Annotated in this window: 26 protein-coding genes and 3 pseudogenes; 24 read left to right on the top strand and 5 right to left on the bottom strand. The window is 41.5% G+C overall.

Annotated elements, in window-relative coordinates; genetic code table 11:
• Window positions 1–82 precede the first annotated feature (82 nt).
• The 9 genes from AT689_RS02080 to AT689_RS02040 all read left to right on the top strand — a co-directional run bounded on the left by AT689_RS02080 (window position 83) and on the right by AT689_RS02040 (window position 8,576).
• The gene (locus AT689_RS02080) at window positions 83–1,870 is read left to right on the top strand and encodes a glycoside hydrolase family 35 protein (RefSeq protein ID WP_000196572.1); all 1,788 of its coding nucleotides are present in this window, start codon (window positions 83–85) and stop codon (window positions 1,868–1,870) included.
• Window positions 1,867–2,343 carry a PTS sugar transporter subunit IIB gene (locus AT689_RS02075; RefSeq protein ID WP_000156967.1) on the top strand — a complete coding sequence of 159 codons (477 nt, stop codon included), beginning with the start codon at window positions 1,867–1,869 and terminating at the stop codon, window positions 2,341–2,343. Before AT689_RS02080 ends, AT689_RS02075 begins: the two co-directional genes overlap by 4 nt.
• 27 nt (window positions 2,344–2,370) lie before the next feature.
• A complete protein-coding gene (locus AT689_RS02070; protein ID WP_000616999.1) occupies window positions 2,371–3,276 on the top strand; it encodes a PTS mannose/fructose/sorbose/N-acetylgalactosamine transporter subunit IIC in 906 nt (301 codons plus the stop codon).
• Window positions 3,263–4,078, top strand: a complete 816-nt coding sequence (locus AT689_RS02065) for a PTS system mannose/fructose/sorbose family transporter subunit IID (protein ID WP_000185298.1) — start codon at window positions 3,263–3,265, stop codon at window positions 4,076–4,078. Before AT689_RS02070 ends, AT689_RS02065 begins: the two co-directional genes overlap by 14 nt.
• A gap of 6 nt (window positions 4,079–4,084) precedes the next feature.
• The gene (locus AT689_RS02060; RefSeq protein WP_000167454.1) at window positions 4,085–4,489 is read left to right on the top strand and encodes a PTS sugar transporter subunit IIA; all 405 of its coding nucleotides are present in this window, start codon (window positions 4,085–4,087) and stop codon (window positions 4,487–4,489) included.
• Between the two features lie 298 nt (window positions 4,490–4,787).
• Window positions 4,788–5,954, top strand: a complete 1,167-nt coding sequence (locus AT689_RS02055) for an SIS domain-containing protein (protein WP_000903555.1) — start codon at window positions 4,788–4,790, stop codon at window positions 5,952–5,954.
• Window positions 5,955–6,069: 115 nt separating this feature from the next.
• Window positions 6,070–7,107: an aldose epimerase family protein gene (locus AT689_RS02050; RefSeq protein ID WP_000649422.1), complete on the top strand. Its 1,038-nt coding sequence runs from the start codon at window positions 6,070–6,072 to the stop codon at window positions 7,105–7,107.
• A 207-nt stretch (window positions 7,108–7,314) separates the two neighbouring features.
• Complete coding sequence (locus tag AT689_RS02045; protein ID WP_000220706.1) at window positions 7,315–8,169, top strand: VOC family protein; 855 nt, start codon at window positions 7,315–7,317, stop codon at window positions 8,167–8,169.
• Window positions 8,170–8,318: 149 nt separating this feature from the next.
• Complete coding sequence (locus AT689_RS02040; protein ID WP_000185153.1) at window positions 8,319–8,576, top strand: metal-sensitive transcriptional regulator; 258 nt, start codon at window positions 8,319–8,321, stop codon at window positions 8,574–8,576.
• Window positions 8,577–8,617: 41 nt separating this feature from the next.
• Here the strand turns inward: AT689_RS02040 and AT689_RS13285 are convergent, their stop codons facing one another.
• The 3 genes and pseudogenes from AT689_RS13285 to AT689_RS11360 form a co-directional block, all read right to left on the bottom strand.
• Entirely contained in the window at window positions 8,618–8,980 is a 363-nt protein-coding gene (locus tag AT689_RS13285) for a hypothetical protein (protein ID WP_000695865.1), read from the bottom strand.
• A 53-nt stretch (window positions 8,981–9,033) separates the two neighbouring features.
• A complete protein-coding gene (locus AT689_RS02030; RefSeq protein WP_000450181.1) occupies window positions 9,034–9,330 on the bottom strand; it encodes a rhodanese-like domain-containing protein in 297 nt (98 codons plus the stop codon).
• Window positions 9,320–9,502 (bottom strand): annotated as a pseudogene (locus tag AT689_RS11360) (rhodanese-like domain-containing protein); the annotation flags it as partial. The gene AT689_RS02030 and the pseudogene AT689_RS11360, both read right to left, overlap by 11 nt.
• 48 nt (window positions 9,503–9,550) lie before the next feature.
• On the opposite strand from AT689_RS11360, the gene AT689_RS02025 reads away from it, so the two are divergent.
• Window positions 9,551–10,315, top strand: coding sequence for a nucleoside phosphorylase (locus AT689_RS02025; protein WP_000614994.1), 765 nt, complete (start codon window positions 9,551–9,553; stop codon window positions 10,313–10,315).
• A gap of 239 nt (window positions 10,316–10,554) precedes the next feature.
• On the opposite strand, the gene AT689_RS12775 is transcribed toward AT689_RS02025, so the two are convergent.
• Window positions 10,555–10,707: a hypothetical protein gene (locus AT689_RS12775; RefSeq protein ID WP_001828919.1), complete on the bottom strand. Its 153-nt coding sequence runs from the start codon at window positions 10,705–10,707 to the stop codon at window positions 10,555–10,557.
• Window positions 10,708–10,924: 217 nt separating this feature from the next.
• Between AT689_RS12775 and AT689_RS02015 the strand changes: the two genes are divergently transcribed.
• The 10 genes and pseudogenes from AT689_RS02015 to AT689_RS01975 form a co-directional block, all read left to right on the top strand.
• Window positions 10,925–12,304: a TrkH family potassium uptake protein gene (locus AT689_RS02015; protein WP_000897726.1), complete on the top strand. Its 1,380-nt coding sequence runs from the start codon at window positions 10,925–10,927 to the stop codon at window positions 12,302–12,304.
• A 13-nt stretch (window positions 12,305–12,317) separates the two neighbouring features.
• Window positions 12,318–12,983 carry a potassium channel family protein gene (locus AT689_RS02010; protein ID WP_001283899.1) on the top strand — a complete coding sequence of 222 codons (666 nt, stop codon included), beginning with the start codon at window positions 12,318–12,320 and terminating at the stop codon, window positions 12,981–12,983.
• Between the two features lie 134 nt (window positions 12,984–13,117).
• A complete protein-coding gene (locus tag AT689_RS13070) occupies window positions 13,118–13,276 on the top strand; it encodes a hypothetical protein (RefSeq protein WP_000692796.1) in 159 nt (52 codons plus the stop codon).
• A 61-nt stretch (window positions 13,277–13,337) separates the two neighbouring features.
• Complete coding sequence (locus tag AT689_RS02005; RefSeq protein ID WP_000771897.1) at window positions 13,338–13,877, top strand: glycosyltransferase family 2 protein; 540 nt, start codon at window positions 13,338–13,340, stop codon at window positions 13,875–13,877.
• A 66-nt stretch (window positions 13,878–13,943) separates the two neighbouring features.
• Window positions 13,944–14,354 (top strand): hypothetical protein, encoded by a 411-nt coding sequence (locus AT689_RS02000; protein WP_000291603.1) that lies wholly within the window; start codon window positions 13,944–13,946, stop codon window positions 14,352–14,354.
• A 115-nt stretch (window positions 14,355–14,469) separates the two neighbouring features.
• A complete protein-coding gene (gene pavB, locus AT689_RS01995; RefSeq protein WP_060544778.1) occupies window positions 14,470–17,955 on the top strand; it encodes a fibronectin-binding SSURE repeat adhesin PavB in 3,486 nt (1,161 codons plus the stop codon).
• 166 nt (window positions 17,956–18,121) lie between these two features.
• Window positions 18,122–18,820 (top strand): response regulator transcription factor, encoded by a 699-nt coding sequence (locus AT689_RS01990; RefSeq protein ID WP_000520642.1) that lies wholly within the window; start codon window positions 18,122–18,124, stop codon window positions 18,818–18,820.
• On the top strand, window positions 18,817–19,869 hold the full coding sequence (locus AT689_RS01985) for a HAMP domain-containing sensor histidine kinase (RefSeq protein WP_000769768.1): 1,053 nt from the start codon (window positions 18,817–18,819) through the stop codon (window positions 19,867–19,869). Before AT689_RS01990 ends, AT689_RS01985 begins: the two co-directional genes overlap by 4 nt.
• A gap of 194 nt (window positions 19,870–20,063) precedes the next feature.
• Complete coding sequence (gene rpsD, locus AT689_RS01980; RefSeq protein WP_000092756.1) at window positions 20,064–20,675, top strand: 30S ribosomal protein S4; 612 nt, start codon at window positions 20,064–20,066, stop codon at window positions 20,673–20,675.
• 185 nt (window positions 20,676–20,860) lie between these two features.
• Window positions 20,861–21,016, top strand: a pseudogene (locus tag AT689_RS01975) (IS630 transposase-related protein); the annotation flags it as partial.
• Between the two features lie 103 nt (window positions 21,017–21,119).
• Here the strand turns inward: AT689_RS01975 and AT689_RS12340 are convergent.
• Window positions 21,120–21,257, bottom strand: a pseudogene (locus AT689_RS12340) (IS630 family transposase); the annotation flags it as partial.
• Window positions 21,258–21,336: 79 nt separating this feature from the next.
• Between AT689_RS12340 and AT689_RS13635 the strand changes: the two are divergent.
• From AT689_RS13635 to AT689_RS01950, 4 genes are all read left to right on the top strand, one after another.
• Window positions 21,337–21,687 carry a hypothetical protein gene (locus tag AT689_RS13635; protein WP_000148252.1) on the top strand — a complete coding sequence of 117 codons (351 nt, stop codon included), beginning with the start codon at window positions 21,337–21,339 and terminating at the stop codon, window positions 21,685–21,687.
• Between the two features lie 318 nt (window positions 21,688–22,005).
• The gene (locus AT689_RS01960; protein WP_000714582.1) at window positions 22,006–22,935 is read left to right on the top strand and encodes an ABC transporter permease; all 930 of its coding nucleotides are present in this window, start codon (window positions 22,006–22,008) and stop codon (window positions 22,933–22,935) included.
• Between the two features lie 13 nt (window positions 22,936–22,948).
• Window positions 22,949–23,872: a carbohydrate ABC transporter permease gene (locus AT689_RS01955; protein ID WP_001075102.1), complete on the top strand. Its 924-nt coding sequence runs from the start codon at window positions 22,949–22,951 to the stop codon at window positions 23,870–23,872.
• 83 nt (window positions 23,873–23,955) lie between these two features.
• Window positions 23,956–25,431: an ABC transporter substrate-binding protein gene (locus tag AT689_RS01950; RefSeq protein ID WP_000800407.1), complete on the top strand. Its 1,476-nt coding sequence runs from the start codon at window positions 23,956–23,958 to the stop codon at window positions 25,429–25,431.
• The last annotated feature ends 66 nt before the right edge of the window (window positions 25,432–25,497 follow it).

The following is a 25,497-nucleotide window of genomic DNA, read 5'->3' as shown; positions in this document are numbered from 1 at the left end:
TATTGACAGTTCAAACAGATTGGTTTATAATTAATATAACAACAAATGAAAGCGCAAACTTTCGCGGTCGGAAGGTAGTTTTATGACACGATTTGAGATACGAGATGATTTCTATCTCGATGGAAAATCATTTAAGATTTTATCTGGTGCCATTCATTATTTTAGGGTTCCTCCAGAGGATTGGTATCATTCGCTCTATAACTTGAAGGCTCTTGGTTTTAATACGGTAGAGACTTATGTTGCTTGGAATTTACACGAGCCTCGTGAAGGTGAGTTTCATTTTGAAGGTGATCTGGATTTAGAGAAATTTCTCCAAATAGCGCAGGATTTGGGTCTCTACGCAATTGTGCGTCCGTCTCCATTTATCTGTGCGGAATGGGAATTCGGTGGCTTACCAGCTTGGCTCTTGACCAAGAACATGCGAATTCGCTCATCTGACCCAGCATATATCGAGGCAGTTGGTCGCTACTATGATCAGTTATTGCCAAGACTGGTGCCTCGTTTGTTGGACAATGGTGGCAATATTCTCATGATGCAGGTTGAAAATGAGTATGGTTCTTACGGAGAAGATAAGGCTTACCTGAGAGCGATTCGACAGCTAATGGAAGAGTGTGGCGTAACCTGTCCCCTCTTTACATCAGATGGTCCATGGCGAGCTACTCTGAAAGCTGGAACCTTAATTGAAGAGGACCTCTTTGTAACAGGAAACTTTGGTTCTAAGGCACCTTACAACTTTTCGCAGATGCAGGAATTCTTTGATGAACATGGTAAGAAATGGCCACTCATGTGTATGGAGTTCTGGGATGGTTGGTTCAATCGCTGGAAAGAACCGATTATCACACGGGATCCTAAGGAATTGGCAGATGCAGTTCGAGAGGTTTTGGAACAAGGCTCTATCAATCTTTACATGTTCCACGGTGGTACAAACTTTGGTTTCATGAATGGTTGCTCAGCTCGAGGAACTTTGGACCTGCCACAAGTTACGTCTTATGATTACGATGCCCTTCTGGATGAAGAAGGAAATCCAACTGCTAAATATCTTGCAGTCAAGAAGATGATGGCAACACATTTTTCAGAGTATCCGCAGTTGGAACCACTCTACAAAGAGAGTATGGAGTTGGATGCTATTCCACTAGTTGAAAAAGTTTCTTTGTTTGAAACCTTAGATAGCTTGTCAAGTCCTGTAGAAAGTCTCTATCCTCAAAAGATGGAGGAGCTGGGACAAAGTTATGGCTACCTACTTTATCGAACAGAAACAAACTGGGATGCAGAAGAAGAAAGACTTCGTATCATTGATGGTCGAGATAGGGCCCAGCTGTATGTCGATGGTCAGTGGGTTAAAACTCAATATCAGACAGAGATTGGGGAAGATATTTTTTATCAAGGTAAAAAGAAAGGGCTATCTAGGTTAGATATCTTGATAGAAAATATGGGGCGTGTCAACTATGGGCATAAGTTCTTAGCGGATACGCAACGTAAGGGAATTCGGACAGGGGTCTGTAAGGATCTGCATTTCTTACTAAACTGGAAACACTATCCACTCCCACTAGACAATCCTGAGAAAATTGATTTTTCAAAAGGATGGACTCAAGGACAACCAGCCTTTTACGCTTATGACTTTACAGTCGAAGAGCCAAAAGATACTTACCTAGACTTGTCTGAGTTTGGTAAGGGGGTTGCCTTTGTCAATGGGCAGAATCTAGGACGTTTTTGGAACGTTGGCCCAACTCTCTCACTTTATATCCCTCATAGCTATCTCAAGGAAGGTGCCAACCGCATCATTATCTTTGAAACAGAAGGTCAATATAAAGAAGAGATTCATTTAACTCGTAAACCTACACTAAAACATATAAAGGGGGAAAACTTATGACAATTGTAGGATGCCGTATTGATGGACGTTTGATCCACGGACAAGTAGCCAATCTTTGGGCTGGAAAACTAAATGTTTCACGCATTATGGTTGTAGACGACGAAGTTGTCAACAACGATATTGAAAAGAGTGGTTTGAAACTTGCGACACCACCAGGTGTGAAATTGAGTATTTTGCCAGTTGAGAAAGCTGCAGCCAATATTCTTGCTGGCAAATACGATAGCCAACGTCTCTTTATCGTGGCTCGTAAACCAGACCGCTTCCTTGGTTTGGTAGAAGCAGGTGTACCACTTGAAACCCTTAATGTTGGGAATATGTCTCAAACACCAGAAACTCGTTCTATTACACGTTCTATCAACGTAGTAGACAAGGATGTGGAAGACTTCCACAAACTGGCAGAAAAAGGTGTTAAACTTACTGCTCAGATGGTTCCAAATGATCCAATTTCAGACTTTTTGAGCTTATTAAAATAGGAAAAAAATTTTTAGGAGGTCATTGTTATGATACAATGGTGGCAAATTTTACTTCTCACTTTGTACTCAGCTTATCAAATCTGTGATGAGTTGACGATCGTTTCATCTGCAGGTTCCCCTGTATTTGCTGGTTTCATTACTGGTTTAATCATGGGAGATGTGACTACTGGTTTACTTATCGGTGGTAACTTGCAACTGTTCGTTCTTGGGGTTGGTACCTTCGGTGGTGCTTCTCGTATCGACGCAACTTCTGGTGCGGTTCTTGCGACAGCCTTCTCTGTTTCACAAGGAATTGATGCACCGCTTGCCATTACTACAATCGCTGTACCAGTAGCAGCTCTCTTGACTTACTTCGACGTTCTTGGTCGTATGACTACTACCTTCTTCGCTCACCGTGTGGATGCTGCAATCGAACGCTTTGACTATAAAGGTATTGAACGCAACTACTTGCTTGGTGCGATTCCGTGGGCTCTATCTCGTGCCCTTCCAGTCTTCTTTGCCCTTGCTTTTGGTGGTGCCTTTGTACAATCAGTAGTAGACTTCGTTGAAGCCTACAAATGGGTTGCAGATGGCTTGACACTTGCAGGACGTATGCTTCCAGGTCTTGGATTTGCAATCTTGCTTCGTTACCTTCCAGTTAAACGTAACCTTCACTACCTTGCTATGGGATTTGGTTTGACAGCTATGTTGACTGTTCTTTACTCATATGTAACAGGTCTTGGTGGCGCTGTTGCTGGTATCGTAGGTACTCTTCCTGCTGAAGTTGCTGAAAAAATTGGTTTCGTGAACAACTTCAAAGGTTTGTCTATGATTGGTATTTCTATCGTAGGTATTTTCCTTGCAGTGCTTCACTTCAAAAATAGCCAAAAAGTAGCTGTAGCAGCACCTTCTACACCATCAGAAAGTGGGGAAATCGAAGATGACGAATTCTAATTACAAACTTACAAAAGAAGATTTTAATCAAATCAACAAACGTAGCTTGTTTACTTTCCAATTAGGTTGGAACTACGAACGTATGCAAGCTTCTGGTTACCTTTACATGATCTTGCCTCAGTTGCGTAAAATGTATGGTGATGGAACTCCTGAATTGAAAGAAATGATGAAAGTTCATACTCAATTCTTCAATACTTCACCATTCTTCCATACCATTATCGCTGGTTTTGACCTTGCCATGGAAGAAAAAGATGGTGTAGGTTCAAAAGACGCCGTTAACGGTATCAAGACAGGTTTGATGGGACCATTCGCTCCTCTTGGGGATACAATCTTTGGTTCACTTGTACCTGCTATCATGGGGTCAGTCGCAGCAACTATGGCTATCGCTGGCCAACCTTGGGGGATCTTCCTTTGGATTGCAGTTGCAGTAGCGTATGACATCTTCCGTTGGAAACAGTTGGAATTTGCTTACAAAGAAGGGGTTAACCTTATCAACAACATGCAAAGTACCTTGACAGCTTTGATTGACGCTGCATCTGTACTTGGTGTCTTCATGATGGGTGCTCTTGTAGCAACAGTGATTAACTTTGAAATTTCTTACAAGTTGCCAATCGGTGAAAAGATGATTGATTTCCAAGACATCTTGAACCAAATCTTCCCACGTTTGCTTCCAGCAATCTTTACTGCCTTTATCTTCTGGTTGCTTGGTAAGAAAGGTATGAACTCTACTAAAGCTATCGGTATTATTATCGTACTTGCTTTGGCTCTTTCTGCCCTTGGTCACTTTGCACTTGGAATGTAATTCCTTATGACTAAATCATTAATTTTGGTGAGCCATGGTCGCTTCTGTGAGGAGCTTAGAGGTAGCACAGAAATGATTATGGGCCCACAAGACAACATTTACACAGTAGCTCTTCTTCCAGAAGATGGCCCAGAAGAATTTACTGCTAAATTTGAAGCTGTTATTGAAGGATTGGATGATTTCCTAGTCTTTGCGGATCTTCTCGGTGGGACACCTTGTAATGTGGTGAGTCGCTTGATCATGGAAGGTCGTGATATTGACCTTTACGCAGGGATGAATCTTCCAATGGTGATTGAATTTATCAATGCGAGCCTTACAGGCGCAGATGCGGACTACAAGAGCCGTGCTGCAGAAAGCATTGTGAAAGTTAATGACCTGTTAGCGGGCTTCGATGATGACGAAGATGAATAATACTCTTCGAAAATCTCTTCAAACTACGTCAACGTCGCCTTGCCGTAGGTATATGTTACTGACTTCGTCAGTCTTATCCGGCAACCTCAAAACGGTGTTTTGAGCTGACTTCGTCAGTCTTATCCGGCAACCTCAAAGCAGTGCTTTGAGCAGCCTGCGGCTAGTTTCCTACAGATTTTAGTTGGAACTCGATTCAATTCATGTGACAACGTGAAAATCGTTAGAGCATTTTATATAGAATATACATGGGAATGTAGCTTACTCCCATTCCCATATTTAATAGAAAAAGAGGAACTCAATGCTACATTATACAAAAGAAGACTTGCTCGAATTGGGTGCAGAAATCACTACGCGTGAAATCTACCAACAGCCTGATGTATGGAGAGAAGCTTTTGAATTTTATCAAGCAAAACGTGAAGAAATTGCAGCCTTCCTACAAGAAATCGCTGATAAACATGACTATATTAAGGTTATCTTGACAGGTGCTGGGACTTCTGCTTATGTGGGAGATACCTTGCTACCTTATTTTAAGGAAGTCTATGACGAACGCAAATGGAATTTCAATGCTATTGCGACAACAGATATCGTTGCCAATCCAGCAACCTATTTGAAAAAAGATGTGGCAACTGTCCTTGTGTCTTTTGCTCGTAGTGGGAACTCGCCTGAAAGTGTGGCGACTGTTGATTTGGCCAAATCCTTGGTGGATGAGCTTTATCAAGTGACGATTACTTGTGCAGCAGATGGTAAATTGGCTCTTCAAGCTCACGGTGATGACCGTAATCTCTTGCTCTTGCAACCAGCTGTCTCTAATGATGCTGGATTTGCCATGACTTCTAGCTTTACGTCTATGATGTTGACAGCTCTCTTGGTCTTTGATCCTACAGAATTTGCTGTTAAGTCTGAACGTTTTGAAGTTGTATCTAGTCTTGCCCGTAAAGTTTTAGACAAGGCAGAAGATGTCAAAGAGCTTGTTGATTTAGACTTTAACCGTGTCATCTATCTAGGCGCTGGTCCTTTCTTTGGACTTGCTCATGAAGCTCAGCTCAAGATTTTGGAATTAACTGCTGGTCAAGTTGCGACCATGTATGAAAGCCCAGTTGGCTTCCGTCACGGTCCAAAATCTCTTATCAACGACAATACAGTTGTTTTGGTCTTTGGTACAACGACAGACTACACTCGTAAGTATGACTTGGACTTGGTTCGTGAAGTTGCTGGTGACCAGATTGCTCGTCGTGTTGTGCTTTTGAGTGATCAAGCTTTTGGTCTTGAAAATGTCAAAGAAGTGGCCCTTGGTTGTGGCGGTGTCTTGAATGATATTTACCGTGTCTTCCCTTACATCGTTTATGCCCAACTCTTTGCCCTATTGACTTCACTCAAGGTAGAAAATAAACCAGATACACCGTCTCCTACAGGTACAGTAAACCGTGTAGTACAAGGTGTCATAATTCACGAATATCAAAAGTAAGACAGTGTTTATGAATTCTTGACAAGAGGATTTGTAAATTATCAGATAAACCATAGATTGTCAGTACGCTTTCTATGGTTTGTTTGCTTGAGAGAAATAGTAAAAGGAGAACAGAATGAAAGCATACACAGAGCGTGTATTTGGAAATGTTGAGGGCGAGGATGTCTTGGCCTATCGATTTGAGACAGACGGTGGCTACCAACTTGAGGTTATGACTTATGGCGCGACCATCTTGCGCTATGTCGCACCTGACAAGGCTGGAAATTTTGCCAATGTTATCTTGGGATTTGATGACTTTGATAGTTATGTAGGCAATAGTCCCAAGCATGGAGCAAGTGTAGGTCCTGTAGCGGGTCGTATTGCAGGTGCGACCTTTGAGCTCAATGGTAAGACCTATGACCTTGAGGTTAATAATGCTAGCAACTGTAATCACAGTGGTTCAACTGGTTGGGATTCCAGCTTGTTTGAAGTTGAAGAAGTAAGCGATCATGGCTTGACTCTCTACACAGAGCGTACAGATGGGACAGGAGGGTTCCCTGGAAATCTCAAGATTTGGATCAGTTATCACTTGGAAGAAACTGGTGCCTATGAAATCAGCTACAAGGTAACGACCGATCAGGATACGCTGGTCAATCCAACCAACCACAGCTATTTCAACTTGTCTGGTGATTTCACGCAGACGATTGACCGTCATGTCTTCCAACTAAACACAGAGGGCATTTACTCAATCGCTCCTGACGGTGTTCCTGCCAAAACTCCAGAAGCCAACCGTGATGTGGTCAAACACATCTACAATGGTGCCTTGTTGAAGGATATCTTTGCAGAAGAAGATGAGCAAATCCAGCTGGCATCAGGTTTGGATCATCCATTTGCCCTTCCTGCAGGCCATGACAATGCTGGATTCCTTTATGACCAAAATTCAGGTCGCTTCCTGCTTTTCAAGACAGAAGCTCCTTGCTTTGTGGTCTACACAGCAAACTTTGTGGATGAAAGTGTCATCATAGGAGGTCAGCCAATGCTACAGCACAATGGGATTGCTCTTGAAGCGCAAGCTTTACCAGATGCCATTCACAGTGACCTTAAAGGCCAAGTCATTCTTAAAGCTGGTCAAACCTTCACCAGTAAGACACGTTATGAACTTGTTGTGAAATAAAAAAAGCTGGTCAAAAAGTCTTTAAAATTAAAATAATGCATATTGTCAGGTGATGAAAAGTTCGATAATATGCGTTTTATTATGAAATGATTTACTTTATATTATCCTGAAATGGTGTTATTTTTGAGTTATCTGGCTTGACTTTCTTGATGGAAATTATATAATAGTTGTAACAATAATAATTACAACTAGAAAAGAGGACCATTTATGACCTATGAATACAAGAGTCACATTTATTTGGCAGAGACAGTTTTAAATATAAAGGATTTGGCCAGTCAAACAGCCTTTTATCAGCAAGTTATTGGTTTAGAAATCTTATCTCAAACTGAGACAGAGTCCATTCTAGGCCTTGGTGGAAAAGTCTTGGTACAGCTGATTCAAGCACAAGAGAGCGGAGAAGTGAGGGAACATTATGGTCTTTACCATTTGGCCATTCTCTTGCCCACACGCAAGGCTTTGGCTGATGTCTTGAAACACCTGACAGATTTACAGATTCCTCTTGTCGGCGGTGCAGACCATGGTTACAGTGAAGCTATTTACTTGGAAGATTTGGAGGGAAATGGCATTGAACTCTATCGAGATAAGCCAGTTTCCACATGGGATATTCGAGAAGATGGACGCATTATCGGAGTGACGGAGGCTCTTGCGGCGCAGGACATTTATGAGTTGGGGGAAAGAGTAGAGCCCTTTATCCTGGCAGAAGGTACGAGAATGGGGCATATTCATCTTTCCGTCAAGGATAGTCGAAAGTCCAGCCAGTTTTATCAAAAGGTGTTAGGGCTAGAGGATAAATTCAGTGTGCCTAGCGCTAGTTGGATTGCGGCTGGAGATTACCATCATCATTTAGCAGTTAACGAATGGGGAGGAAAAGGTCTGGCTTCGCGTAAGCAAGGCTTACCAGGTTTAGCCTACTATGTCATCGAAGTCGCACACAAAAAAGAACTATTAACGATTGCCCAACGAGCACAAGAAGTTGACGCACCAATCAAATGGATGACATCGAGCCAATTGGAAATCACAGACTCAGATGGCATCGTGACCCGTATTCGTTTAGCAAGGTAAAATTAGGAATTTTTAATAAGTTATAAGTATTGCTAGTTTGCTTTTTGAACGGTCTTTGGTAACAGAACTGCGTGAGCTGGATGGGCGAGAATTTTGACAAAGAAGCTGATTAGAGATATAATGAAGAAAAATCGAGCAAGGAAAAAGAAATGACAAATTCAAAGTATATTACTTGTTTGAAACGTTCAGAGGGCCAGTTGTGTGGGATTCAAAAGATGATTGAAGGAGATCGTGACTGTGCTGATATTGTGACGCAACTGACAGCAGTGAGATCTAGTGTAGAGCGCGTGATTGAGATGATAATTACCGAAAATCTTACTGAATGTATCAATCAGCCACTAGATGATTCTGAAGCTCAAAAGGAACGCCTAGAAAAGGCTATCCGATACTTGATTAAACGGAAATAAATGAATGTTTTGAGACGATATGTGCAAAGGTCTATTAACTATTAGAATAGTTTAATGTGAGTCAAAAGAAGTTGTAAAAAATCTTTAAAATTAAAAAAACGCATAGTATCAGGTGTTGAATGTACTGACCCCCAAAAGTTAGATTTTTTCTGTCTAACTTTTGGGGTGCAGTTCATAAGAACCTTGGTAATATGCGTTTTATTATGTAGAGACTTATACTCTTCGAAAATCTCTTCAAACCACGTCAGCTTCACCTTGCCGTAGATATGGTTACTGACTTCGTCAGTTCTATCCACAACCTCAAAACAGTGTTTTGAGCTGACTTTGTCAGTTCCATCCACAACCTTAAAACAGTGTTTTGAGCAGCCTGCGGCTAACTTCCTAGTTTGCACTTTAATTTTCATTGAGTATTACTTCATCTTCTCATGAAATTGAGTTTTTGCCCAGCTCCTCTTGATTATTCTACTTGACCGGGCCAAGCATTCATACCACCTTCTACGTTGGTAACGGTGAGGCCTTGGGAGCTGAGAAATTGGCAGGTAGATGCAGAGCGGACTCCTCCTTGACAAATGACATAGTATTCATGGTCAGGTTTGAGTTCTTTGTAGCCTTGCTCTAAGGTACTTAATGGAAGATTTTTGGCACCTGGTGCATGTCCTGCTTGGAATTCATGTGCTTCACGGACATCGATAAGTTCTAGATTTTCATTTTGGTATTTTCCATAAAAGTCAGCCATGCTGATACTAGTTTCCATATTCTACTCCTTCTGGGTTAGCCATTTTGTATAGTGAATAAGCGCCGTCAAGGTTTTGGACGGTAAATCCTGCTTGCTTGAGGATAGGCTCTGCGATATAGCTGCGCAAACCACTGTGGCAGCTGACGATGTAGGCTTGTTTTTTGTCCAGTTCATCAGCTTCCTCCTTGACACTTTGTCAGTTTTTGATACAATAGTACAAAATTAGAGGAGGCAGGCTATGATTCAGAAACATGCGATTCCTATTTTAGAGTTTGATGACAATCCTCAGGCGGTTATCATGCCCAATCACGAGGGGCTGGACTTGCAGTTGCCAAAGAAGTGTGTTTATGCATTTTTAGGTGAGGAGATTGACCGCTATGCAAGGGAAGTAGGGGCGGATTGTGTCGGCGAATTCGTTTCTGCCACCAAGACCTATCCAGTTTATGTCGTGAACTACAAGGACGAGGAGATTTGTCTGGTTCAGGCTCCTGTCGGTTCAGCTCCAGCAGCCCAGTTTATGGATTGGTTGATTGGCTATGGTGTGGAGCAGATTATCTCTACTGGGACCTGTGGTGTCCTAGCTGATATAGAGGAAAATGCCTTTCTAGTCCCTGTTCGCGCTTTGCGAGATGAGGGAGCCAGTTACCACTATGTGGCACCTTGTCGTTATATGGAAATGCAGCCAGAGGCTATTGCTGCTATTGAGGAAGTTTTGGAAGACAGAGGGATTCCTTATGAAGAAGTCATGACCTGGACGACAGACGGTTTTTACCGAGAAACGGCTGAAAAGGTGGCTTATCGTAAGGAAGAAGGCTGTGCTGTTGTGGAGATGGAGTGTTCTGCTCTTGCGGCAGTAGCTCAATTGCGTGGGGTTCTCTGGGGTGAATTGTTGTTCACAGCAGATTCTCTAGCGGACTTGGACCAGTACGACAGTCGTGACTGGGGCTCGGAAGCTTTTAATAAGGCGCTAGAACTGAGTTTAGCAAGTGTTCACCACCTTTAGTTGTACTGGCAAAGGATTTGTTTTATCATAAAATGTCTAGCTCATACTTTTCAAAAATATGTTTAAACGAGGTCACCTTCCTCTTGTCCTAGGCATGTTGAGGTTGGGAAAAATCTTTAAAATCAGAAAAACGTATCATATCAGGTGATGAAAACTTTGATACTATGCGTTTTATGTTGGTAAGATTTAGAGTGAGATGAAATGATACTCTTCGAAAATCTCTTCAAACCAGGTCAGCTTCACCTTGCCGTATAGATGTTACTGACTTCGTCAGTTCTATCTGCAACCTCAAAACAGTGTTTTGAGCTGACTTCGTCAGTTCTATCCACAACCTCAAAACAGTGTTTTGAGCAACCTGTGACTAGCTTTCTAAGCGATGCCTTGGTTCTCATTGCCTATAATCAAAAAGAGAAATTTTCTCCTGAAAAGCATATAGAGTAGCTGGCGTTAAAAGCTCCTGTCTTGCTTTTTTGACCTATAGTCACATCTATCAAGTATTGTTCTTGCCTAAGCTATCAATAAAAAGGTGGCATTTTTTAGGCTTGGTGTTAGTAGATTTTGCCTTATCCTATCTAAGTCATTTCGAACTTTTTATGGTACAATGGAAACATGTTATTCAAATTATCTAAGGAAAAAATAGAGCTAGGCTTATCTCGTTTATCGCCAGCCCGTCGTATTTTTTTGAGTTTTGCCTTGGTCATTTTACTAGGCTCTCTTCTTTTGAGCTTGCCCTTTGTCCAAGTTGAAAGCTCACGAGCGACTTATTTTGATCATCTTTTCACTGCTGTCTCTGCAGTCTGTGTGACAGGTCTCTCAACCCTTCCAGTAGCTCACACCTATAATATATGGGGCCAAATAATCTGTTTGCTCTTGATTCAGATCGGTGGTCTAGGGCTCATGACCTTTATTGGGGTTTTCTATATCCAGAGCAAGCAAAAGCTTAGTCTTCGTAGCCGTGCAACTATTCAGGATAGTTTTAGTTATGGAGAAACTCGATCTTTGAGAAAGTTTGTCTATTCTATTTTTCTCACGACCTTTTTGGTTGAGAGCTTGGGAGCTATTTTGCTTAGTTTTCGCCTTATTCCTCAACTTGGCTGGGGACGTGGTCTTTTTAGTTCCATTTTTCTAGCGATCTCAGCCTTCTGTAATGCCGGTTTTGATAATTTAGGGAGCACCAGTTTATTTGCTTTTCAGACCGATTTACTGGTCAATCTGGTGATTGCAGGCTTGATTATTACAGGCGGCCTTGGTTTTATGGTCTGGTTTGATTTGGCTGGTCATGTAGGAAGAAAGAAAAAAGGACGTCTGCACTTTCATACGAAGCTTGTACTATTGTTGACTATAGGTTTGTTGTTATTTGGAACGGCAACTACTCTCTTTCTTGAGTGGAACAATGCTGGAACGATTGGCAATCTCCCTGTTGCCGATAAGGTTTTAGTTAGCTTTTTTCAAACAGTGACGATGCGAACAGCTGGCTTTTCTACGATAGATTATACTCAGGCTCATCCTGTGACTCTTTTGATTTATATCTTACAGATGTTTCTAGGTGGGGCACCTGGAGGAACAGCTGGGGGACTCAAGATTACGACATTTTTTGTCCTCTTGGTCTTTGCACGAAGTGAGCTTCTAGGCTTGCCTCATGCCAATGTTGCGAGACGAACGATTGCGCCGCGAACGGTTCAAAAATCCTTTAGTGTCTTTATTATCTTTTTGATGAGCTTCTTGATAGGATTGATTCTGCTAGGGATAACAGCCAAAGGCAATCCTCCCTTTATCCACCTCATATTTGAAACCATTTCAGCTCTTAGTACAGTTGGTGTAACGGCAAATCTGACTCCTGACCTTGGGAAATTGGCTCTCAGTGTTATCATGCCACTTATGTTTATGGGACGAATTGGTCCCTTGACCTTGTTTGTTAGCTTGGCAGATTACCATCCAGAAAAGAAAGATATGATTCACTATATGAAAGCAGATATTAGTATTGGTTAAGAAAGGAAAGAGCATGTCAGATCGTACGATTGGAATTTTGGGCTTGGGAATTTTTGGGAGCAGTGTCCTAGCTGCCCTAGCCAAGCAGGATATGAATATTATCGCTATTGATGACCACGCAGAGCGCATCAATCAGTTTGAGCCAGTTTTGGCGCGTGGAGTGATTGGTGACATCACAGATGAAGAATTATTGAGATCAGCAGGGATTGATACCTGCGATACCGTTGTAGTCGCGACAGGTGAAAATCTGGAGTCGAGTGTGCTTGCGGTTATGCACTGTAAGAGTTTGGGGGTACCGACTGTTATTGCTAAGGTCAAAAGTCAGACCGCTAAGAAAGTGCTAGAAAAGATTGGAGGTGACTCGGTTATCTCGCCAGAGTATGAAATGGGGCAGTCTCTAGCACAGACCATTCTTTTCCATAATAGTGTTGATGTCTTTCAGTTGGATAAAAATGTGTCTATCGTGGAGATGAAAATTCCTCAGTCTTGGGCAGGTCAAAGTCTGAGTAAATTAGACCTCCGTGGCAAATACAATCTGAATATTTTGGGTTTCCGAGAGCAGGAAAATTCCCCATTGGATGTTGAATTTGGACCAGATGACCTCTTGAAAGCAGATACCTATATTTTGGCAGTCATCAACAACCAGTATTTGGATACCCTAGTAGCATTGAATTCGTAAAGAGGGATGACCCCTCTTTTTTGATGCCCAAGATGGCAAATAGAGACAGAAGCCCCTTGTCTTCTAGTAAAAGTTCTTCAAAGGCTGGACTTTATGGTAAAATAGAAGGAAGTGACAAGAGAGAGTAATACTCAATGAAAATCAAAGATCAAACTAGGAAACTAGCTGCGGGCTGCTCAAAACACTGTTTTGAGGTTGTGGATAGAACTGACGAAGTCAGCTCAAAACACTGTTTTGAGGTTGCAGATAGAACTGACGAAGTCAGTAACATCTATACGGCAAGGCGACGTTGACGCGGTTTGAAGAGATTTTCGAAGAGTATAAGAAAAAATCAGTCCCCTAAAGGAGCAGATTATGAAGTTATTGTCTATCGCCATTTCTAGCTATAATGCAGCAGCCTATCTTCATTACTGTGTGGAGTCGCTAGTGATTGGTGGTGAGCAAGTTGGGATTTTGATTATCAATGACGGGTCTCAGGATCAGACTCAGGAAATCGCTGAGTGTTTAGCTAGCAAGTATCCTAATATCGTTAGAGCCATCTATCAGGAAAATAAATGCCATGGCGGTGCGGTCAATCGTGGCTTGGCAGAGGCTTCTGGGCGCTATTTTAAAGTAGTTGACAGTGATGACTGGGTGGATCCTCGTGCCTACTTGAAAATTCTTGAAACCTTGCAGGAACTTGAGAGCAAGGGTCAAGAGGTGGATGTCTTTGTGACCAATTTTGTCTATGAAAAGGAAGGGCAATCTCGTAAGAAGAGTATGAGTTACGATTCAGTCTTGCCTGTTCGGCAGATTTTTGGCTGGGACCAGGTCGGAAATTTCTCCAAAGGCCAGTATACCATGATGCACTCGCTGATTTATCGGACAGCTTTGTTGCGTGCTAGCCAGTTCTAACTGCCTGAACATACTTTTTATGTCGATAATCTCTTTGTCTTTACGCCCCTTCAGCAGGTCAAGACCATGTACTATCTGCCTGTCGATTTCTATCGTTATTTGATTGGGCGTGAGGACCAGTCTGTCAATGAGCAAGTGATGATTAAGTGCATTGACCAGCAACTCAAGGTCAATCGACTCTTGGTAGACCAACTTGATTTGTCCCAAGTGAGTCATCCCAAAATGCGAGAATATCTGCTGAATCATATTGAAATCACGACGGTGATTTCCAGTACCCTGCTCAACCGATCTGGAACAGCGGAGCATCTGGCAAAAAAACGCCAATTGTGGACCTATATTCAGCAGAAAAATCCAGAAGTCTTTCAGGCTATTCGTAAGACCATGTTGAGCCGTTTGACCAAACATTCTGTCTTGCCAGATCGCAAACTGTCCAATGTCGTCTATCAAATCACCAAATCTGTTTATGGATTTAATTAATATAAGTGTTTTATAAGAGGGATTTAAGAAAAATTTTAACTTTTTCTTAGTCCTTTTTAATTTCAGGAGATTATACTAGAGTCATCAAATAAAGAAAGACTCTAAGGAGAATCCTATGAAATTCAATCCAAATCAAAGATATACTCGTTGGTCTATTCGCCGTCTCAGTGTCGGTGTTGCCTCAGTTGTTGTGGCTAGTGGCTTCTTTGTCCTAGTTGGTCAGCCAAGTTCTGTACGTGCCGATGTGGTCAATCCGACCCCAGGTCAAGTCTTACCTGAAGAGACATCGGGAACGAAAGAGGGTGACTTATCAGAAAAACCAGGAGACACCGTTCTCACTCAAGCGAAACCTGAGGGCGTTACTGGAAATACGAATTCACTTCCGACACCTACAGAAAGAACTGAAGTGAGCGAGGAAACAAACTCTTCTAGTCTGGATACACTTTTTGAAAAAGATGAAGAAGCTCAAAAAAATCCAGAGCTAACAGATGTCTTAAAAGAAACTGTAGATACAGCTGATGTGGATGGGACACAAGCAAGTCCAGCAGAAACTACTCCTGAACAAGTAAAAGGTGGAGTGAAAGAAAATACAAAAGACAGCATCGATGTTCCTGCTGCTTATCTTGAAAAAGCTGAAGGGAAAGGTCCTTTCACTGCCGGTGTAAACCAAGTAATTCCTTATGAACTATTCGCTGGTGATGGTATGTTAACTCGTCTATTACTAAAAGCTTCGGATAATGCTCCTTGGTCTGACAATGGTACTGCTAAAAATCCTGCTTTACCTCCTCTTGAAGGATTAACAAAAGGGAAATACTTCTATGAAGTAGACTTAAATGGCAATACTGTTGGTAAACAAGGTCAAGCTTTAATTGATCAACTTCGCGCTAATGGTACTCAAACTTATAAAGCTACTGTTAAAGTTTACGGAAATAAAGACGGTAAAGCTGACTTGACTAATCTAGTTGCTACTAAAAGTGTAGACATCAACATCAATGGATTAGTTGCTAAAGAAACTGTCGAAAAAGCTGTTAAAGATAACGTTAAAGACAGTATCGATGTTCCAGCAGCCTACCTAGAAAAAGCCAAGGGTGAAGGTCCATTCACAGCAGGTGTCAACCATGTGATTCCATACGAACTCTTCGCAGGTGATGGCATGTTGACTCGTCTCTTGCTCAAGGCATCTGACAAGGCACCATGGTCAGATAACGGTGACGCTAAAAACCCAGCCCTATCTCCACTAGGTGAAAACGTGAAGACCAAAGGTCAATACTTCTATCAAGTAGCCTTGGACGGAAATGTAGCTGGCAAAGAAAAACAAGCGCTCATTGACCAGTTCCGAGCAAATGGTACTCAAACTTACAGCGCTACAGTCAATGTCTATGGTAACAAAGACGGTAAACCAGACTTGGACAACATCGTAGCAACTAAAAAAGTCACTATTAACATAAACGGTTTAATTTCTAAAGAAACAGTTCAAAAAGCCGTTGCAGACAACGTTAAGGACAGTATCGATGTTCCAGCAGCCTACCTAGAAAAAGCCAAGGGTGAAGGTCCATTCACAGCAGGTGTCAACCATGTGATTCCATACGAACTCTTCGCAGGTGATGGCATGTTGACTCGTCTCTTGCTCAAGGCATCTGACAAGGCACCATGGTCAGATAACGGCGACGCTAAAAACCCAGCCCTATCTCCACTAGGTGAAAACGTGAAGACCAAAGGTCAATACTTCTATCAAGTAGCCTTGGACGGAAATGTAGCTGGCAAAGAAAAACAAGCGCTCATTGACCAGTTCCGAGCAAATGGTACTCAAACTTACAGCGCTACAGTCAATGTCTATGGTAACAAAGACGGTAAACCAGACTTGGACAACATCGTAGCAACTAAAAAAGTCACTATTAACATAAACGGTTTAATTTCTAAAGAAACAGTTCAAAAAGCCGTTGCAGACAACGTTAAGGACAGTATCGATGTTCCAGCAGCCTACCTAGAAAAAGCCAAGGGTGAAGGTCCATTCACAGCAGGTGTCAACCATGTGATTCCATACGAACTCTTCGCAGGTGATGGCATGTTGACTCGTCTCTTGCTCAAGGCATCTGACAAGGCACCATGGTCAGATAACGGTGAGGCTAAAAACCCAGCCCTATCTCCACTAGGTGAAAACGTGAAGACCAAAGGTCAATACTTCTATCAAGTAGCCTTGGACGGAAATGTAGCTGGCAAAGAAAAACAAGCGCTCATTGACCAGTTCCGAGCAAATGGTACTCAAACTTACAGCGCTACAGTCAATGTCTATGGTAACAAAGATGGTAAACCGGACTTGGACAACATCGTAGCAACTAAAAAAGTCACTATTAACATAAACGGTTTAATTTCTAAAGAAACAGTTCAAAAAGCCGTTGCAGACAACGTTAAAGACAGTATCGATGTTCCAGCAGCCTACCTAGAAAAAGCCAAGGGTGAAGGTCCATTCACAGCAGGTGTCAACCATGTGATTCCATACGAACTCTTCGCAGGTGATGGCATGTTGACTCGTCTCTTGCTCAAGGCATCTGACAAGGCACCATGGTCAGATAACGGTGAGGCTAAAAACCCAGCCCTATCTCCACTAGGCGAAAACGTGAAGACCAAAGGTCAATACTTCTATCAAGTAGCCTTGGACGGAAATGTAGCTGGCAAAGAAAAACAAGCGCTCATTGACCAGTTCCGAGCAAATGGTACTCAAACTTACAGCGCTACAGTCAATGTCTATGGTAACAAAGATGGTAAACCGGACTTGGACAACATCGTAGCAACTAAAAAAGTCACTATTAACATAAACGGTTTAATTTCTAAAGAAACAGTTCAAAAAGCCGTTGCAGACAACGTTAAAGACAGTATCGATGTTCCAGCAGCCTACCTAGAAAAAGCCAAGGGTGAAGGTCCATTCACAGCAGGTGTCAACCATGTGATTCCATACGAACTCTTCGCAGGTGATGGCATGTTGACTCGTCTCTTGCTCAAGGCATCTGACAAGGCACCATGGTCAGATAACGGCGACGCTAAAAACCCAGCCCTATCTCCACTAGGCGAAAACGTGAAGACCAAAGGTCAATACTTCTATCAAGTAGCCTTGGACGGAAATGTAGCTGGCAAAGAAAAACAAGCGCTCATTGACCAGTTCCGAGCAAACGGCACTCAAACTTACAGCGCTACAGTCAATGTCTATGGTAACAAAGACGGTAAACCAGACTTGGACAACATCGTAGCAACTAAAAAAGTCACTATTAAGATAAATGTTAAAGAAACATCAGACACAGCAAATGGTTCATTATCACCTTCTAACTCTGGTTCTGGCGTGACTCCGATGAATCACAATCATGCTACAGGTACTACAGATAGCATGCCTGCTGACACCATGACAAGTTCTACCAACACGATGGCAGGTGAAAACATGGCTGCTTCTGCTAACAAGATGTCTGATACGATGATGTCAGAGGATAAAGCTATGCTACCAAATACTGGTGAGACTCAAACATCAATGGCAAGTATTGGTTTACTTGGGCTTGCGCTTGCAGGTTTACTCGGTGGTCTAGGTTTGAAAAACAAAAAAGAAGAAAACTAATCAGCTAAGGAAATAAATGATGGATAGTGGGCTGACTAAGATTAGTTTAACAACTCAATCAGCAATCAGGACTTTCTTTCAATAGCAGATTAAAATCATCGTAAAACAATAAAAATAGTGTTATACTTAAAGCAGTATAGCACTGTTTTTATCAAAGGAGAGACAGATGGGAAAGACAATTTTACTCGTTGACGACGAGGTAGAAATCACAGATATTCATCAGAGATACTTAATTCAGGCAGGTTATCAGGTCTTGGTAGCCCATGATGGACTGGAAGCGCTAGAGCTGTTCAAGAAAAAACCGATTGATTTGATTATCACAGATGTCATGATGCCTCGGATGGATGGTTATGATTTAATCAGTGAGGTTCAATACTTATCACCAGAGCAGCCTTTCCTATTTATTACTGCTAAGACCAGTGAACAGGACAAGATTTACGGCCTGAGCTTGGGAGCAGATGATTTTATTGCTAAGCCTTTTAGCCCACGTGAACTGGTTTTGCGTGTCCACAATATTTTGCGCCGCCTTCATCGTGGGGGCGAAACAGAGCTGATTTCCCTTGGCAATCTAAAAATGAATCATAGTAGTCATGAAGTTCAAATAGGAGAAGAAATGCTGGATTTAACTGTTAAATCATTTGAATTGCTGTGGATTTTAGCTAGCAATCCAGAGCGAGTTTTCTCCAAGACAGACCTCTATGAAAAGATCTGGAAAGAAGACTACGTGGATGACACCAATACCTTGAATGTGCATATCCATGCTCTTCGACAGGAGCTGGCAAAATATAGTAGTGACCAAACGCCCACTATTAAGACAGTTTGGGGGTTGGGATATAAGATAGAGAAACCGAGAGGACAAACATGAAACTAAAAAGTTATATTTTGGTTGGATATATTATTTCAACCCTCTTAACCATTTTGGTTGTTTTTTGGGCTGTTCAAAAAATGCTGATTGCGAAAGGCGAGATTTACTTTTTGCTTGGGATGACCATCGTTGCCAGCCTTGTCGGTGCTGGGATTAGTCTCTTTCTCCTATTGCCAGTCTTTACGTCGTTGGGCAAACTCAAGGAGCATGCCAAGCGGGTAGCGGCCAAGGATTTTCCTTCAAATTTGGAGGTTCAAGGTCCTGTAGAATTTCAGCAATTAGGGCAAACTTTTAATGAGATGTCCCATGATTTGCAGGTAAGCTTTGATTCCTTGGAAGAAAGCGAACGAGAAAAGGGCTTGATGATTGCTCAGTTGTCGCATGATATTAAGACTCCTATCACTTCGATCCAAGCGACGGTAGAAGGGATTTTGGATGGGATTATCAAGGAGTCGGAGCAAGCTCATTATCTAGCAACCATTGGACGCCAGACGGAGAGGCTCAATAAACTGGTTGAGGAGTTGAATTTTTTGACCCTAAACACAGCTAGAAATCAGGTGGAAACTACCAGTAAAGACAGTATTTTTCTGGACAAGCTCTTAATTGAGTGCATGAGTGAATTTCAGTTTTTGATTGAGCAGGAGAGAAGAGATGTCCACTTGCAGGTAATCCCAGAGTCTGCCCGGATTGAGGGAGATTATGCTAAGCTTTCTCGTATCTTGGTGAATCTGGTCGATAACGCTTTTAAATATTCTGCTCCAGGAACCAAGCTGGAAGTGGTGGCTAAGCTGGAGAAGGACCAGCTTTCAATCAGTGTGACCGATGAAGGGCAGGGCATTGCCCCAGAGGATTTGGAAAATATTTTCAAACGCCTTTATCGTGTCGAAACTTCGCGTAACATGAAGACAGGTGGTCATGGATTAGGACTTGCGATTGCGCGTGAATTGGCCCATCAATTGGGTGGGGAAATCACAGTCAGCAGCCAGTACGGTCTAGGAAGTACCTTTACCCTCGTTCTCAACCTCTCTGGTAGTGAAAATAAAGCCTAAAACCCCTTTACAAATCCAGCTATTCATGGTAGAATGGATTTTGTGTGAAATATCAGCAGGAAAGCATGAAGCTCGTCAACAGGTGTCTTATGATAAGTAACCTTGGCTGTTTAGGCGAAGGGCATCTGCACGAATCAGGGCTTTCTAAGTGACTATTTCCACCGAAATATTATTTATATCAGGAGGACATTCATATGTCACGTTATACAGGACCATCTTGGAAACAAGCTCGTCGCCTTGGCCTTTCACTTACAGGTACAGGTAAAGAATTGGCACGTCGTAACTACGTACCAGGACAACACGGACCAAACAACCGTTCTAAATTGTCAGAATACGGTTTGCAATTGGCTGAAAAACAAAAACTTCGTTTCACTTACGGTGTAGGTGAAAAACAATTCCGTAACTTGTTCGTACAAGCTACAAAAATCAAAGGCGGAATCCTAGGTTTCAACTTTATGCTTCTTTTGGAACGTCGTTTGGATAACGTTGTTTACCGTCTTGGTCTCGCGACTACTCGTCGTCAAGCTCGTCAATTCGTAAACCACGGTCACATCCTTGTTGACGGGAAACGCGTTGATATCCCATCATACCGCGTAACTCCAGGTCAAGTGATCTCAGTTCGTGAAAAATCATTGAAAGTTCCAGCAATCCTTGAAGCAGTAGAAGCTACTCTTGGACGTCCAGCATTCGTATCATTCGACGCTGAAAAATTGGAAGGTTCATTGACTCGCTTGCCAGAACGCGACGAAATCAACCCAGAAATCAACGAAGCACTTGTCGTTGAATTCTACAACAAGATGTTGTAATATTTTATTGAATAAGACAGGCTTTGAGGCCTTGATATTAAGCACTTTGGGACGTTCTCCTTTAGTGCTTTTTTGATTTCTCTTAGTATCCAGCTATAATCGTTTAGACATAACTAGACCGATATAGTCCAAAGTGATATAGTAAAATGAACCAAAAATAGTACACAATGTGGTATAATCCTTTTATGGCATATTCAATAGATTTTCGTAAAAAAGTTCTCTCTTATTGTGAGCGAACAGGTAGTATAACAGAAGCATCACACGTTTTCCAAATCTCACGTAATACCATTTATGGCTGGTTAAAGCTAAAAGAGAAAACAGGAGAGCTAAACCACCAAGTATAGTGTATTGAATCTATAACAGTACACCTTAGCTGCTAAAATATTTCTATAAATTAATTTGACTTTCCTGATAGAGTTGTTCACATCTTATTTCAAACTACTATAAAAGTTCTATAATCTCTTTATAAGATTTGCCCATCAGACGAAATAGAACGATTTGAAGGCGTTTATGATATTTAGCTGTACGAGAGTCTTTTAAAAGTGTTTTGATAGTTTGGATTTCTTCTTTAGTTGATTTCATATCACTGTTATATAATGCTTTTTGATTTTAGTCTAGTATTAGTAAGCAGACTCAAACTTTAGAAAATCTTTTGAGATCATTGACAGGTGTATCGAATCCTACCACAGATTCAGCACGTCTGGTTTTGGCAGAGGCTAAGAAAGCTTTTGCAGATGATAGTTTGACAGAGCAAGGTTTACGTGATATCTTGCAAACAGTCAAAGATGCCATTGCTTCCCTAGAGTCCATTAAGGAAAGCCAGTCAGCAACTAAGGATGGAGGACAAACAGCGGGCAAAGAAACAGCAGATAAGGATGTCCTTGAAAACTCTCAAGAAGAACTTCAAAAAGCAGTTTTGTTCTTGGCAGATGAAAAAGGCTCTGAGCATACTGAAGCAGAGTTGATTGATAATCTTAAAGAGGTTATTGCTAAGTTGAAAGCAAATGCCTAATAACATATTAAAAATCTCCAGATTAGGAACTATCGCTGAGTTCCCTAGTCTGGAGATTTTTCAGTATACCCCGTTGTTGGATGCTTATAACAGAGTGACGCCATCACTGGGCTAATAGAGATAAAATAAACAATTGATTTAGGACATTTGTTTGATAGTGGTGATAAAGTTTTAAATCTGCTACATAATTTGTGGAGTTTTTTCTATAATTAGGAGTTTAACCTAACCTGCAAATAGGAGTATACTAATAATGTAATCGTTATCAAAAGTCTAAAAAAGAATTTTTAGATGGATATCAAAATAAAAAGGGAGGAAATTATGAAAAAGTTTTCAAAAACATTGAGAGACAACTGGATCTTTCTCTTGATGGTTTTGCCAGGGGCACTCTGGTTGATTCTATTCTTTTACATTCCAGTATTTGGGAACGTGGTTGCCTTCAAAGACTACCACATGACCAGTAATGGTTTCATAGATAGTATCATAAATAGTAAATGGGTCGGACTCGATAATTTCAGATTCTTATTTAGTTCAAGAGACGCCTTTATTATCACACGAAATACTGTCCTCTACAATCTTGGCTTTATCTTTCTAGGTTTAGTTGTATCTGTAGGGATTGCCATTATCCTCAGCGAGCTCCGTTCTAAGAGAATGGTGAAGATTTTTCAAACTTCTATGTTGTTCCCTTACTTCTTGTCTTGGGTTATCATCAGTTTCTTTACAGATGCCTTCCTAAATATTGATAAAGGGGTGTTCAATCATCTATTGGAAAGTCTTGGTCTCAAAGAAGTCAATTTCTACGCTGACCTGGGCATCTGGCCCTATCTCCTACTTTTCCTAGGTATTTGGAAAGGTTTTGGATATAGCAGTGTCATGTACTATGCGACGATCATGGGAATTGATCCAACCTACTACGAAGCAGCGACAGTGGACGGAGCTAGCAAGTGGCAACGTATTCGCAACGTAACCATTCCTCAGTTGACTCCGCTTGTAACTGTATTGACTATCCTTGCAGTCGGAAATATCTTCCGCGCAGACTTCGGTCTCTTCTATCAAATCCCACACAATGCTGGTCAGCTTTACAATGTAACCAACGTTTTGGACGTATATGTTTTTAATGGTTTGACTCAGACAGCAGATATCGGTATGGCTGCAGCAGCCGGTCTTTACCAATCCGTTGTTGGTTTGATTCTGGTTATCCTATCAAACTTGCTTGCAAGACGAGTCGATCCAAACTCAGCTTTGTTCTAGAAAGGAGGAGAATATGGCAAAAAAGAAAATTAAAAAAGAAAAAATTGATAATGTCGGCATTCACTCCTTCAGTAAGAAAGCAGATATCTTCTTCAGTATCATTTCGGGTTTGATTGCCCTCTCTTGTATCCTACCTTTTGTATTCGTTATCATTATTTCAGTGACAGACGAGAAAAGCCTCCTCCAATACGGCTATAGCTTCTTCCCATCCCAATTTGGCTTAGACGGTTTTGAGTTTTTGGCACAGTTTAAGGATAAAATCCTACAAGCCCTCTTCATCTCTGTCTTTGTAACCGTAGTTGGGACATTGACAAATGTCTTTATCACAACAACCTATGCCTACGCTATTTCACGGACAACCTTTAAGTATCGCAGATTTTTTACCATCTTCGTCCTTCTCAGTATGTTGTTCAACGCTGGTTTGGTACCAGGTTATATCATGGTGACCCGTGTACTTCAGCTTGGTGACACTGTTTGGGCCTTGATTGTTCCAATGCTTCTCTCACCATTCAATATCATCTTGATGCGTTCCTTCTTCAAGAAGACCATTCCAGAAGCCATTCTCGAATCGGCTCGTATCGATGGTGCCAGTGAGGCCCGGATTTTCTTCCAAATCTGTTTGCCATTGTCACTACCAGGTATCGCAACCATCACGCTTTTGACAGCTCTTGGTTTCTGGAATGACTGGTTCAACGCCCTTCTTTACATCAAGAGTGACAACTTGTATCCATTGCAATATTTGCTCATGCAAATCCAACAAAATATGGACTACATTGCCAAAGCGGTCGGCTTGACTGGTCAACTGGGAGTTGCTCTACCGAAAGAAACAGGTCGTATGGCCATGGTTGTGGTAGCAACCCTTCCAATCGCGATTTTGTATCCATTCTTCCAACGCTACTTTGTAAAAGGTTTGACTATCGGTGGTGTGAAAGAATAGCACTTGTTTCCAAACTTCCCTTGCGTGAAGTTAAGATCATTACATTGTTTATAAGTTTAAAAATAAAAAAAGGAGTTTTTATCATGAAAAACTGGAAAAAATATGCTTTTGCATCTGCTAGTGTAGTCGCTTTGGCTGCAGGTCTTGCTGCTTGTGGCAACTTGACAGGTAACAGCAAAAAAGCTGCTGATTCAGGTGACAAACCTGTTATCAAAATGTACCAAATCGGTGACAAACCAGACAACTTGGATGAATTGTTAGCAAATGCCAACAAAATCATTGAAGAAAAAGTTGGTGCCAAATTGGATATCCAATACCTTGGCTGGGGTGACTATGGTAAGAAAATGTCAGTTATCACATCATCTGGTGAAAACTATGATATTGCCTTTGCAGATAACTATATTGTAAATGCTCAAAAAGGTGCTTACGCTGACTTGACAGAATTGTACAAAAAAGAAGGTAAAGACCTTTACAAAGCACTTGACCCAGCTTACATCAAGGGTAATACTGTAAATGGTAAGATTTACGCTGTTCCAGTTGCAGCCAACGTTGCATCATCTCAAAACTTTGCCTTCAACGGAACTCTCCTTGCTAAATATGGTATCGATATTTCAGGTGTTACTTCTTACGAAACTCTTGAGCCAGTCTTGAAACAAATTAAAGAAAAAGCTCCAGACGTAGTACCATTTGCTATTGGTAAAGTTTTCATCCCATCTGATAACTTTGACTACCCAGTAGCAAACGGTCTTCCATTCGTTATCGACCTTGAAGGCGATACTACTAAAGTTGTAAACCGTTACGAAGTGCCTCGTTTCAAAGAACACTTGAAGACTCTTCACAAATTCTATGAAGCTGGCTACATTCCAAAAGACGTCGCAACAAGCGATACTTCCTTTGACCTTCAACAAGATACTTGGTTCGTTCGTGAAGAAACAGTAGGACCAGCTGACTACGGTAACAGCTTGCTTTCACGTGTTGCCAACAAAGATATCCAAATCAAACCAATTACTAACTTCATCAAGAAAAACCAAACAACACAAGTTGCTAACTTTGTCATCTCAAACAACTCTAAGAACAAAGAAAAATCAATGGAAATCTTGAACCTCTTGAATACGAATCCAGAACTCTTGAACGGTCTTGTTTACGGTCCAGAAGGCAAGAACTGGGAAAAAATTGAAGGTAAAGAAAACCGTGTTCGCGTTCTTGATGGCTACAAAGGAAACACTCACATGGGTGGATGGAACACTGGTAACAACTGGATCCTTTACATCAACGAAAACGTTACAGACCAACAAATCGAAAATTCTAAGAAAGAATTGGCAGAAGCTAAAGAATCTCCAGCGCTTGGATTTATCTTCAATACTGACAATGTGAAATCTGAAATCTCAGCTATTGCTAACACAATGCAACAATTTGATACAGCTATCAACACTGGTACTGTAGACCCAGATAAAGCGATTCCAGAATTGATGGAAAAATTGAAATCTGAAGGTGCCTACGAAAAAGTATTGAACGAAATGCAAAAACAATACGATGAATTCTTGAAAAACAAAAAATAATCAGCTAAATTGATTTCGTGTATTCATTCCTAACTCCTAAAATAAGAATCACTGCTTTCCTCAGGT

This window comes from Streptococcus pneumoniae (assembly GCF_001457635.1).
In the GTDB taxonomy this organism is placed as follows: domain Bacteria; phylum Bacillota; class Bacilli; order Lactobacillales; family Streptococcaceae; genus Streptococcus; species Streptococcus pneumoniae.
The sequence above is the reverse complement of the archived record's forward strand: the minus strand, read 5'-3'. Positions and strand labels throughout refer to the sequence as shown.